The sequence below is a fragment of the Streptomyces inusitatus genome (genome assembly GCF_014651115.1).
GTDB lineage: Bacteria > Actinomycetota > Actinomycetes > Streptomycetales > Streptomycetaceae > Streptomyces > Streptomyces amakusaensis.
Genome location: NZ_BMWG01000051.1, coordinates 1 through 12679 on the forward strand (window position 1 = coordinate 1; position 12679 = coordinate 12679).

Annotated in this window: 6 protein-coding genes; 4 read left to right on the forward strand and 2 right to left on the reverse strand. The window is 70.2% G+C overall.

Annotated elements, in window-relative coordinates:
- Positions 1-4242 (reverse strand): non-ribosomal peptide synthetase (locus IE247_RS33645; protein ID WP_190127175.1); only part of this gene is annotated, 4242 nt, incomplete at its 3' end.
- A gap of 427 nt (positions 4243-4669) precedes the next feature.
- Between IE247_RS33645 and IE247_RS33650 the strand changes: the two genes are divergently transcribed.
- Positions 4670-5983, forward strand: a complete 1314-nt coding sequence (locus IE247_RS33650) for an MFS transporter (protein WP_190127176.1) — start codon at positions 4670-4672, stop codon at positions 5981-5983.
- A 53-nt stretch (positions 5984-6036) separates the two neighbouring features.
- Here the strand turns inward: IE247_RS33650 and IE247_RS33655 are convergent, their stop codons facing one another.
- On the reverse strand, positions 6037-6981 hold the full coding sequence (locus IE247_RS33655; protein ID WP_190127177.1) for a helix-turn-helix transcriptional regulator: 945 nt from the start codon (positions 6979-6981) through the stop codon (positions 6037-6039).
- Positions 6982-7481: 500 nt separating this feature from the next.
- On the opposite strand from IE247_RS33655, the gene IE247_RS33660 reads away from it, so the two are divergent.
- From IE247_RS33660 to IE247_RS33670, 3 genes are all read left to right on the forward strand, one after another.
- A complete protein-coding gene (locus IE247_RS33660; protein WP_308433279.1) occupies positions 7482-7727 on the forward strand; it encodes an MbtH family protein in 246 nt (81 codons plus the stop codon).
- Positions 7724-9064 (forward strand): aminotransferase-like domain-containing protein, encoded by a 1341-nt coding sequence (locus tag IE247_RS33665; protein ID WP_190127179.1) that lies wholly within the window; start codon positions 7724-7726, stop codon positions 9062-9064. Before IE247_RS33660 ends, IE247_RS33665 begins: the two co-directional genes overlap by 4 nt.
- Before the next feature lie 45 nt (positions 9065-9109).
- On the forward strand, positions 9110-12679 hold a 3570-nt coding region (locus IE247_RS33670; RefSeq protein WP_190127180.1), incomplete at its 3' end, for a non-ribosomal peptide synthetase.

Consider the following 12679-nt stretch of genomic DNA (forward strand, 5'->3'; position numbering starts at 1 on the left):
AGACAACGGACCCATCGACCACCCATCAGCAGCAACGTGATGCAACACCAACACCAACACCGACTCGTCCTCACCGGACGACACCACCGCCGCGTGCACCGGCGGGTCGACAGCGAGGTCGAAGACGTGGGCGCTCTCCTTCGCGACCAGGGCGTCAGCCTGCTCGGGCGGGCATTCGAGCCAGGTCGCGGTCAGCGCGCCCGGACCGCCCGGGAGCACTCGCTGCACGGGCTCGCCGTCCACCGTGGGGAAGACGGTGCGCAGCGTCTCGTGGCGGGTCACGACGTCGGAGAGCGCGGCGTCGAGCGCGTCCCGGTCCAGCCGTCCCCGGACTCGTGTCACCAGCGGGACCGTGTAGGTCGTGGTCGGGCCTTCGACGCTGTGCAGGAACCACAGTCGGCGCTGGGCCGGGGAGAGCGGGAGCGTCTCGGGCCGTGGTTCGGTCCGGGTCAGCGCGGGGCGGAAGGCCGTCGTGGCCGTTTCGAGGAGGGTCGCGAGTCCGGCGACGGTCGGTGTCTCGAAGAGGGTGCGTACCTCAAGGCCCGCCCCGAGCAGGGTACGGATCCGGTTGATCAGCCGGGTCGCGAGCAGTGAGTGGCCGCCCAGCTCGAAGAAGTTGTCGTCGACCCCGACCCCGGCGACGCCGAGGACGTCGGCGAAGACTCCGCAGAGGATCTCCTCGGCGGGCGTCCGGGGGGCGCGGGAGTCCGTGCGGGTGGTGAAGTCGGCCTTGGGCAGGGCTCGTCTGTCGAGCTTTCCGTTGGTGGTCATGGGCAGGTGGTCCATCACGACGAACGCGCTGGGGACCATGTGAGCCGGAAGGAGCCGTCGAAGCTGGGCTCTGGCGGAGGCGACGAGTTCATCCTCGGCCAGCCGTCGCAGCGGATTGTTGGTGTACGAGTGGAACGGCGACGACTGGTCGCGTGGTGTGTACGGCTGTGCTGTCGCGGGGATGGCTCGCGCCGGGTCGTGGAAGATCACGTCCATGCTGCCGTCGTCGGCGTCGCCCGCCCAGGTGGTGAGCACCGCGAGGCCGAGCGACTCCCCCAGGGCGTGCAGTTCCTCGGGGTCGGGCGTGGTGTGCGGGGCGGTCAGCAGGGCGGCGGCCTCGGCGGGGGACGCGCCGCCTTCCAGGGCGCGGCGCGCGCTGTTCTCCCCGTACAGCCGGCCGTTGGGTATGCCGAGTACGCGCGTCGGGGTGGGTGTCGGCTCGGCGGCCAGTGTCTCCGTGAGCTGTTCGAGACTGTTGATCTCGGTGCCCCAGTGGAGTCGGCGGTGGGCGGCGGGCCGGGCGGTCTCCGTGGTGCCGGAGGTTCGGTGGAGTACCACGTCGTAGCGGTGCCGGGTCAGTTCGTTGTGGAAGGTGCCGCGCTGGAGCTGGATGTCCACGTCGCCGATGCGCGGTTCGGTACGCCGGAGCGCGGCGAACAGGTCCGGGTCGACGAGGAGTTCCTTCTCCCCCGCGCTCAGCCGGTCGACCGTGCGGGCGATCGAGGCCGGGTCGGCGAGGGGGTCGGCGGCGGTCAGGGCGATCGCCGTGTGGAAGGTGCGCAGCAGGCGCAGGTTGCGCAGGTCGCCCAGGAGGAGCCGGCCGCCGGGGGTGAGCAGGCCGAGTGCGCCGCGTACGACCTCGGTCAGGTATTCGGCGCTGGGGAAGTACTGGGCCACCGAGTTGATGACTACGGTGTCGAAGTACTCCTGTGGCAGTTCTTCGAGTTGGTGCGCGCCAGCGCTGTGCAGTCGTACCCGGTCGGCGAGTTCCGGGACGCGGGCGACCCGCCCGTTCAGCTGGTCGACGACCACGGGTGACAGATCGGTGCCCCAGTACTCCTGGCAGTGCGGCGCGGTACGGAACATGATCAGGCCGGTGCCGACGCCGATCTCCAGGACGCGCGCGGGCCGGGCTTCGAGGATGCGGTCCACGGTGGCCTGACGCCACTCGCGCATCTCCTCGTCGCCCATGTCCTCGCCGGTGTAGCTGCTGGTCCAGCCGGCGAAGACGTCGTCGTCGCCGGGGGCTTCCTCGTCGCCGATGGTGCGGTAGTGGGCGTCGCTGACTTCGCGCCATTCGTCGACGCGCCGGTCGGCATGGTCGGCGCGGTCGGCGCGGTCGGTGTCCGCGCCGGGCTCGCCGTCGGGCACCAGATAGGCCACCAGCCGTTTGTCCCCCCGGTCGTCCTGCTGGACGAGGACGGCGGCGTGGTCCACTCCCGGCACGCCGGTGAGGGCGGCCTCCACCTCGCTGGGTTCGATGCGGAATCCGCGTACCTTGACCTGGTCGTCGGTGCGGCCGAGGTATTCCAGGCGGCCCTGGTGGGTCCAGCGCACGAGGTCGCCGGTGCGGTACATGCGTTCGCCGGGCTCGCCGAACGGGTTGGCGACGAAGCTTCCCGAGGTCAGGCCGGGGCGGTTGAGGTATCCCCGGGCGAGTCCGGGGCCTGCCGCGTAGAGCTCCCCGGCGGTGCCGGGCGGCAGTGGGCGGAGTGCTTCGTCGAGCACGTATACGCGGGTGGCTTCGATGGGTCCGCCGACGGTGACCGGTTCTCCGGCGGTGAGGGTGCCGCTGGCCGTGGAGACCGTGGTCTCGGTGGGGCCGTAGGAGTTGATGAGGTGGTGTTCGCGGGTCCATCGTTCGACGAGTGCGGGGGTGCATGCCTCGCTGGCGGTGATGAGGGTGGCCCCCGCCGGGAACGCGTCGGTGGGCAGGGCGGAGAGCAGGGAGGGGGTGACGGTGGCGTGGGTGATGTCCGTGGCGGCGGCGGTGCCGGTCAGGAGTGCCTCGGGGTCGCCCACCACGAGGGTTCCGCCGTTCAGCAGGGCCATCATGATTTCCCAGACGGAGCCGTCGAAGGCGATGGAGGCGAGTTGCAGGACGCGGTGGCTCGCGTCGGTGCTGACGTAGCGGCGGTGGCGGTGGACCAGGCGGGTCAGACCGGTGTGCGCCAGTGCGACGCCTTTCGGTGTGCCGGTGGAGCCCGATGTGTAGATCACGTACGCCAGGTGGCTGTGGTGTCCGGGTGCGGAGCGGTCCGCGTCGGTGAGGTCGCTGTCCGGATGGCCGCTCGTGTCGACGTCGGCGAGGACGATGTGGTCGTTTCCGGGGAGCCGGTCGGGCTGGTCGACCAGGGTCAGCAGTGGCTGGGTGTCGTCGAGGACGAAGCGCTTGCGCGGGAGGGGGTAGGCGGGGTCGAGGGGTACGTAGACTCCGCCTGCCTTGGTGATCGCGAGCAGCGCCGTCACCAGGTCGACGCCGTGGCTCATGGAGACCACGACCGGTACGTCGGGTCCGACGCCCCGGCCGGTCAGAAATCGTGCGAGGCGGTTCGCCCGCTGGTTGAGTTCGCGGTAGGTGAGCTGTAGTGATCCGTGCTCGACCGCGGTCGTGCCGGGGTGGCGGGAGGCCTGGTCCTCGAACAGCTGGTGCAGCAGACGGGTTTCGACGTCGGGCAGACCGTTCCAGTCGCCCAGGACGGCGCCGCGCTCGTCGGCGCTGAGCAGGTCCAGCCGGGCCAGTGGCTCGTGGGGGCGGTCGGCCAGTCGTGCGAGTACGGCCGTCAGCCGGTCTCCCAGGTCGTGGACGGCCGGGCCCGACGGGCCGCTGCCGTGCAGCTCCAGGTGTCCCGGCCGGTTCGGCGGCAGGACTCCGACCAGTGTGTGGCGGCCGCGCGGCGGTGTCCCGTCGGTGGTGACGAGTACGTCGGTGAGGGTGAGGCCGTCGTCGGCGGTCGTCGGCGCGGACGGCTCGTGGCCTTCGGTCCGGCGGCGCTGGGCGCTCACCGCGGCGAGCAGGCCGGCGAAGGAGAGGCCGGGGCGGGGTGTCAGTACGAGGGGGGTGGCGGGCGTGGCGTCGGCGAGGTCGATGACCACCGTTCGGTGGCCGAGCAGAGCGCCGAGTACGGTGCCGAGTGCGGCGGCGACGGCGGACGCGGGTGTGCAGTCGGCCTGTTCGGCCAGCTTGGCGAGCGTGTCCGGCAGTTCGACGACGGTGACCTGGGGAGCGCCGTCGGGAGCCGTGGTCAGCCGCGCCGCCCTTGTGGGTTCGGCGACCGGCGTCAGCTCGGCGCGCCAGATCTCGGCGCTGTCTCGCTGTTCGCTGTCTCGCTGTTCGCCGCCGGGCTGTTCGGCGCCGGTTGCCACCGGGGCGGGTGCCACCGGGGCGGGTGCCGATGCCGGTGTCGGTGTCGCGTTTCCGGGGACGAGACCGATCGCGTGGTCGCGCTTGGCATCGGCGGCGCTCGACATGCACTCTCCTGGTCTGTGTGCGGGAACGGGGTCCGCGAGGTTCCGCGAGGTGATGTGCCGGGTGGGGCCGCGCCCAGTGGTGTGCTGTCGCACGACGCCCGGTGCGGGGCGGACGATCCAGACAGTAGGGACGTAGCGTCGCGGCCTCCAAGAGTTTCCGGCGTTATGACAACTAGCTGACGCCCGGTGTGTGTTGTGCGGGTGCCCGGCATTCGGCGGCTCCGGCGGGGGCCTGGGTAACCGTCACCTTCATGACGGTTGGGGCCCGGCCGGGCGCGAGGGGGCCTGCTTTGCGGGAGTGTGGTCGTGTCGATGGCCTCTCCCGGCGGAGTCTCGTCGGCTCTCCAGTCCTTCTGTCTGCTCAGCCGGGCCCGGCGGGTGCTGTGGGCTGTGGGTCCGGCACCGCGAACCCCGAGGAGAGTGGCCGATGCCAGAGAGCGACGCACGAGATGGCGGGGGCGAGGCGGTGACGACGGAGCGGCGGAGCCAACCGGTTCCGCTGGGGCGGAACCGTGGCTTTCAGCTGCTGTGGACCGGTTCGGCGTTCTCCACACTCGGGCTGGAGACCGCCGATCTGGCGTTTCCGCTGCTCGTGCTGGCTGTCACCGGATCGCCTGCGGCGGCAGGGCTGGTCGGGGCGGTGCAGATGACGACCGCGCTGGTGCTGGGGTTGCCGGCCGGTGAGCTGGCCGACCGTTTCGACCGGCGGGCGCTGCTGCTCATCGTGGAGTCGTCGCGCGCGGTGGCCGTCGGGAGCATCGTTGTGGCGCAGCTGACGGATGAGCTGGTGCTGGCCCATCTGCTGGCCGTCGCCGCCGTCATGGGTGCGATGCGGCCGCTGGCGGCGACGGCGCGGATGCTGCTGATCCGCACGGTGGTGCCGCCCGAGCAGTTGACGGCGGCGCTGACCAGGGAAGAGGTCCGGATCAACGGCGCTTCGCTGGCCGGTCCCCCGCTGGGCGGCGCGCTGTTCGCCGTCGGCCGTGCGGTGCCTTTTCTGGCGACCACGCTGACGCTTGTGGTGTCGGTCGTCTGTGTGGCGCTGATGCGGCCGAAGGCTTCCGGCACGACGGACGGGGAGGCCGCACCGGCCGCGCCGCCGCCTCAGGAGGGCTCCTCGGCGTTGCGCCGGATACTGGGCGGAATAGCGCTTGTGTGGCGGAATCCGCTGCTGCGCAGGACCACTCTGTTCACCGCTGTGATGAACTCGGCCACCGCGCCGATGATATTGATAGTTGTGGTACAACTACAACGCCAGGAAATATCCTCGGCGTTGATCGGTGTGGCGACTGCGGGTCTGGCGCTCGGCGGGCTCGCCGGTGCCGCGCTCGTCACCCGTCTGCACCGTCTTCCGCCGGCCGCGTTGATGCTCGGGCAGGCCGGCTCGGTGGCTGTGCTGCTCTGTCTGCTCGGTCTCTCGCTGGGTCCCTGGTGGGCTGCCGGTGTGCTGTTCCTGACGATGCTGGCCGTTCCGGCGATGCGGGTGCTGGTCGATGTGGTGATGTTCCGTCAGGTTCCGGACGAGCAGCGTGGCCGGGTGATATCGGCAGTGATGACCTTGTGGGGTCTGGGTGCCGCCGGGGGCACGCTGCTCGCCGGAGTCCTGCTCGATTTTCTGTCTCCGCCGGTGATACTGATCGCCATCGCGGCCCTGCTCGCGGTGGTGTTCTTCGCCGCGCTGGCCAGCAGAGACTTTCGCGCTACGGCATGGCCCGCCGAGGCAGGACGGTCAGATCGCTGAACACCGTTCCGGAGAGCACCGTTCCGGAGAGCGCCGGTTCGTCGGCCGCCCGGTCACTGGGCCAATTCGCTCACCGGCGACAGCCGTCGTCCGAGGTCGGTCAGGCCCAGTTGGGACACTCGCATGCCGGCCTCGAATCTGGAGGTCACATCGAGGGTCTTGAGAATATTCGCGACATAGCGCCGGTAGGTGCGAACGGAGACTCGCATCTGCCGCGCCGCGCTCTCGTCCTTCATCCCCGCGCACAGTTTCTCCAGAACCTCGGCAAGCGGGCTCGGTCGCAGCAGCACCGGAACCGCCTGTCTGACCAGCCGGAAATCCACGGCCAGATCACGGAGACCGTCATGCATTCGCTGGAGCGCCCGAACCGTTTCCGGCGACCGGATCAGCAGGGCCTGTTTAGGACAGTCGAGGGAGGTGTGCAACAAGGCGGACTCGGCGCCCACCACCGTGACGGTGGGCAGGCTCCGCGGCAGCAGCCGGACATCGGCGCCCGCGCCGGCCAGCACGGCCAGCCGCTGGAGGTCCGGAATTCGCAGCGCGGCCAGATCGTGGTGCAAAATCGTCAGCCGATGGCCGCGGTCGAGCACTTCGCGACACAGCAGTTCCACCGGATCCGCGCCCATCTGCTGCGCGAGACCGTCGAGGGATCCACAGATGACCTGAACCGGCAGGGCCTGTTCCGGTCCACTCCTCATGAGCTGGCTCAGCAGCAGGGGGAACTGACTGGCTTCCACCGGTGTGGTCGACATGAATCGCTCGCGCCGGGAGGTTATCAAGGCGTCGAGCAGGAGAAGTCGTGCGCCTTCGATCGCAGACTCGATGTCGGACGTGCCCGAGGTTTCTGGCCCCTGCACGCCCAACAGTCTCGGCCGCTCGGGAAGGACGGCCGGATCTGATCCGCCTAATAGCATTTCACTAACCTTTCCGCACTTCTCAATTACATCCTTGCAGCCACTTCTCTTTCTTGCGCCCTTGTGCCGGACCGTCGTCGGCATGAGGTGGAGGTCACTGTAACCTGAACCGCTCCGATGTGGCGGAAACTCTTAGTAGAGGCTTGGGCCTGGGGTTTCATGCCTGCTCAGCGGCGGTTGTTTTTACGGCTGGCGGGCGTATTGTCCGTTATCTTCACCGCCCTGGCGGCCCTGTACGTACTGGGCGAATCCGCTCAGCGGCGGCCAACCGGAGTGGCTGCCGGCCCCCGGCCCAGCCCGTCTCCCCACCCTCACCGACCTGCCGCGCGCCCGCTGAACCCGCCCGTCCGGATGTCCACTTCATGTAAACACCCCGTGGAGAGAGCCATGAAGCGGCCCGCTAAACACCCCCGCCCGGCGCGCCGTGAGCCATCTACCTGACAGCCGCGACTTCTCGGGGCCGCTTGCCCGGACGAGCGCGGAGCTTTTAGGCTGTGGCCAGAATTTATTTCACTCTCCCCTGCGTCACTTATTTCCCGATCACCCGGTCGCCGATAAACTGCCCGGATCACTGAGGAGATGAATTGATGAATCCTTTCGACGACGACAGCGGACTTTTCAAGGTGCTGGTCAACAATGAGGGTCAGCATTCTCTGTGGCCGTCGTTCGCGGATGTTCCGCAGGGGTGGCGGGTGATGCTGGACGACACATCCCGCGCGGAGTGCCTCGACTATGTGGAAAGCAACTGGACCGATATGCGGCCGGCCGGACTGGTCGAGGCCATGAGCGGGACCCAGAGCGGCTCACCGGCCGACTCCCCGACTTCATGAGCGCGGAAGTCCCGAACCCGGCGGCCGTGAGGGACCCGGCCGGGGCGATACCGCTGGAAGATCTGCACAGCTCGCTCGGCCATCCGCTGGCCGAGTCGATGAACTTCCTCAACGAGGTCGCGCAGCGCTATCCGGACGCGATCTCGTTCGCCGCCGGCCGGCCCACCGAGGAGTTCTTCGGCATCGACTCGATACACCGTTACCTCGACCGGTTCCGCGAGCATCTGCTGACCGTCTTCGACTGTGACGAGGCACGCGCCGAACGCGAGATCATGCAGTACGGCCGGACCAAGGGCATCATCCACGATCTGATCGCCCGCAATCTGGCGGTCGACGAGGGCATCACGGTGGACCCCGAGTCGATCGTGGTCACGGTCGGCTGCCAGGAAGCCCTGTTCCTGACACTCCGCGTACTGCGGCGCACCTCCGACGATGTGATGCTCGCGGTGAGTCCGACCTATGTCGGCGCGGTGGGCGCGGCACAGCTGGTCGACATGCCGGTGCTGCCCGTGGCCGGTTCGCCGGAGGGCATCGACTTCGACGACCTGACGCGTCGGCTCGACGAGGTGGCCGCCACCGGCCGCCGGGTGCGGGCCCTCTATGTGGTCGCCGACTTCGCCAACCCCTCGGGAGTCAGTCTCGGCCTCGAAGCACGCCTGCGGCTGCTGAGGCTGGCGGCCGAGCACGATTTCCTGCTGCTGGAGGACAATCCGTACGGGTTGTTCACCTCGGACGGCGAGCCCGGGCCGCCGACGCTCAAGGCGCTCGACACCGAGCGCAGGGTGGTCTACCTCGGGTCGTTCAGCAAGACCGCGCTGCCCGGCGCGCGGGTCGGCTATGTGGTGGCCGATCAGCGTGTCACCGCGGCGGACGGCCGGGAGGAGCTGCTGGCCGATCAGCTCGGCCGGATCAAGAGCATGCTCACGGTCAACACCTCACCGCTGGCCCAGGCGGTGATCGGCGGCAAGCTGCTGGAACACGACTTCAGCCTGCGCGCCGGAAACGTCCGCGAGCAGCGGACCTACCGCGACAATCTGCGGCGGATGCTGGACGGGCTGCGCGACAGATTCCCGCCGGGCCGACACCCCGAGGTCAGCTGGAACGTGCCCGGCGGCGGATTCTTCCTCGTACTGACCGTGCCCTTCGCGGTGGACGACCGGGTCCTCGAACACTCCGCGCGGGCCCATCGTGTGCTGTGGACCCCGATGCACCACTTCTACGGGGACGGCGTTCCGGTCAACCAGATCAGGCTGTCGGTCAGCCATGTCACCCCCGCAGAGATCGAAACAGGGCTGGACAACCTCGCGGCCTTCCTCCGCGAGTACCGCGACCACTGACCCATCGCCTCAAGTCAGCGCGATGCCGTAGGAGAGGGCTGCCCCATGTATCCGCTGTCGCCGGCACAACGTCGCTTGTGGTTCGCGCACCGGCTGGAGGGGCCGAGCGCGACCTACAACATTCCCGTGGTGACACGCGTACGGGGTGAGCTGGACCTGCCGGCGCTCCAGGCCGCGCTGGGTGACGTACTCGACCGGCACGAGGTGCTGCGGACCGTCTACCGGGAGCAGGACGGCGAGCCGGTCCAGGTGGTGCTGCCCGCGGAGCCGTCGCAGGTCCGGATCGGCGTCACCCGGTGCGCGGCGGACCGGGCGGCGGCCGTCGTCGCCCGGCACAGCGGGCATCTGTTCGACCTCGCGGCCGATCCGCCCGTCCACGCCCATCTGGTGCGCACCGGCGACACCGACGCGCTCCTCGTGCTGGTGCTGCACCACATCGCCGCGGACGGCTGGTCGATGGGCCCGCTGGCCACCGATCTCGCGCACGCCTACGGGGCCCGGACCGCGGGCCGGACGCCGGACTGGGAGCCGCTGCCCGTTCAGTACGCGGACTACACCCTGTGGCACCACGAGCTGCTGGGCGAACCGTCCGATCCGGACAGCGAGGTGTCCCGCCAGCTCGGCCACTGGCGCGAAACGCTGGCCGGACTGGCCGGGGAACTCCCGCTCCCCAGGGATCGCGCCCGCCCGGACCGGCCCTCCTTCCGGGGCGACTCGGTCACCTTCCACCTCGGCCCGGACACCGCCGCCGGACTGCGGGACATCGCCCGGGCCCAGCACGCGACCCTGTTCATGGTGGTGCAGGCCGCGCTCGCCGCGTCCCTGACCCGGCTGGGCTGTGGAACGGACATCCCCCTGGGCACGGTGGCCGCGGGCCGTACCGAAGAGGCGCTCGACGACCTCGTCGGCTTCTTCGTCAACACGCTGGTGCTGCGCACCGACACCTCGGGCAACCCCACATTCGAAGAGCTGCTCGGCAGGGCCCGGCAGACCGCCCTGTCGGCGTACGCGCACCAGGACGTCCCCTTCGACCGCCTGGTGGAGGAGCTGCGGCCCGCCAGGTCACCCGGCTCCCACCCGCTGTTCCAGATCCTGCTGACCTCGACGGTGCGCGGCGAGGGCGGCGGCCTCGCGCTGCCCGGGCTGGAGTGCGAGCCCTCCGAGACCGGTCCGTACATCGCGAAGTTCGACCTCGAATTCGCGGCGGTCGAATCACCGGACGGCCTCGACATCATGGTCGGCCACGCCGTCGACCTCTTCGACCGGGACACCGTGCGTTCGCTGGGCGAGCGGCTCATCCGCATGCTCACGGCGGTCGCCGACGACCCGGCGGCACGGATCAACGATGTCGATCTGCTGACCGCCCCCGAGCGGGAGCGGCTGGAGAGGTGGGGCCGCAACCCGGCGGCCCCCGGACCGGCGACGGTGCTCGACGCCTTCGCCGCGAGTGTCGCCGCCGACCCCGGCGCCACGGCCGTCGTGTACGGCGGCACAGCCCTCACCCGGGCCGAACTGGACGAGCGGTCGACCCGGCTGGCCGCCGGACTGACGGCGCTCGGAGTCGGGCCGGGCACGGTGGTGGCGGTGACACTCCCCCGCTCCACGGACTCGGCCGTCGCGCTGCTCGGCGTACTCAAGGCACGCGGTGTGCACCTCGCCGTCGACCCCGCGGCCCCGGCCGACCGTACCGCCTGGATGCTGTCGGACAGCGCCGCCGCCGTCGTACTCACCGACGGCGCGAGCCGACGTCTCCTCAACGGTCCGGCGCGGGCGCTCACACTGGACGAGGCGATCGGCTCGGCCGCCGGGGACGGCCGGGCGGTGGCTCCCCCGGCCCTCACGGCTCCCTCGCCGTCGGATCCCGCGTACACGATCTACACCTCCGGATCGACCGGGCGCCCCAAGGGCGTTCTGGTGCCGCACAGCGCGCTGGCCAACCTCTTCCAGCACCATGTGACCACCACACTGGCACCCGTCGCCGACGGCGGAAGGCTGCGCGTCGGACTGATCGCGGCCATGACGTTCGACGCGTCCTGGGATCCGCTGCTGTGGATGATCGCGGGCCATGAACTGCATCTGATGGCGGACGACACCCGTCGCGATCCGGCGGCGCTCGTCCGGCATGTCGCCCACGCGCGCCTGGACGCGCTGGTCGCCACGCCGTCCTTCGCGGGCCCGCTCATCGACGCCGGGCTCTTTGCACAGGAACGGCGGCCACGTGTGTTCGCGGTGGGCGGCGAGGCGGTCGACGACGAGCTGTGGGCGCGGCTGTCCGAACAGACCGATGTCGTCACATACAACTTCTACGGGCCGACCGAGACGACCGTCGACGCCACCATCGCCCGGATCGACGGCGGCAGCGGACCCCATATCGGCCGACCGGTCGGGAACGTCACGCTCCAGGTGCTCGATCCGGCGCTGCGGCCGGTGCCGCCGGGTGTCGTCGGCGAGTTGTACGTGGGAGGCGAGGGCGTCGCCCTCGGCTATGCCGGCCGGAGCGCCGCGACGGCGGCCCGGTTCGTCGCCGACCCGTCGGGCCCTCCGGGGGCACGCCGGTATCGCACCGGTGACCTGGTCCGATACCGCCAGGACGGCACACTGGAGTACATCGGACGGGCCGACGACCAGGTCAAGATCCGTGGTTTCCGGATCGAACCGGGTGAGATCGCGGCGGCGCTGGCCGCCGTGGACGGCGTCGATCGGGCGGCGGTGATCGTGCGCGAGGACCGGCCGGGCGACCGGCGTCTCGTCGGTTACATCACGGGCGCGGTCGACCCGGACAAGGTACGGAGCACACTCGGCGAGCGGCTGCCCGAGTACCTTCTCCCGTCCGCCGTCGTGGTGCTGGACTCGCTGCCGCTGACCGCGCACGGCAAGCTCGACCGCGACGCGCTGCCCGCGCCCGCCAGGGAGGCCATGGGCCGGGGGCCGCGCACTCCGCGCGAGGAGGTCCTCTGCGGGCTGTTCGCCGAGACCCTCGGCGTCACAGGGGTCGGGGTCGACGACGACTTCTTCGACCTCGGCGGCCACTCGCTGCTCGCCGTCAAACTGGTGAACCGCATCCGGGCCGTACTCGGCCTCACCGTCGACCTGCGGACCGTGTTCGAACACCCAACGGTGGCGGGCATCGGGCGGACCGCGAAGAGCGGCGGGGCGGCCGTGGTTCCTCCTCCGACGGCGGTGAGTCCTCGGCCTGCCCGGCTGCCGCTCTCCCCGGCCCAGCGCAGGCTGTGGTTCCTCCACCACGTCGACAACAGCGCCGCGACCTACAACCTGCACCTGGTGAACAGGGTGTCGGGGCCGCTCGACACCCATGCCCTGGCCGCCGCGCTCTCCGACGTGGTGGCCCGCCACGAGGCGCTGCGCACCGTCTTCCCCACCGTGGACGGCGAACCCGTGCAGCAGATACTGGCCCCGCGCCCGGTCGCGGTCACGACCACCTCCTGCGCGCCTGCCGAAGTCGACCGAATCGTCGCCGAGCACAGCGCCCACCGGTTCGACCTCGCCACCGACCTCCCGATTCACGCGCATCTCGTGATCACTCCGGAGTACTCGGTGTTGGTGTTGGTGTTGCATCACGTTGCTGCTGATGGGTGGTCGATGGGTCCGTTGTCT

Excerpts from the sequence above, each read along its gene's own strand:
- IE247_RS33650 (WP_190127176.1), top strand. The coding sequence starts at position 4,670 with ATGCCAGAGAGCGACGCACGAGATGGCGGGGGCGAGGCGGTGACGACG.
- IE247_RS33655 (WP_190127177.1), bottom strand. The coding sequence starts at position 6,981 with ATGCCGACGACGGTCCGGCACAAGGGCGCAAGAAAGAGAAGTGGCTGC.
- IE247_RS33665 (WP_190127179.1), top strand. The coding sequence starts at position 7,724 with ATGAGCGCGGAAGTCCCGAACCCGGCGGCCGTGAGGGACCCGGCCGGG.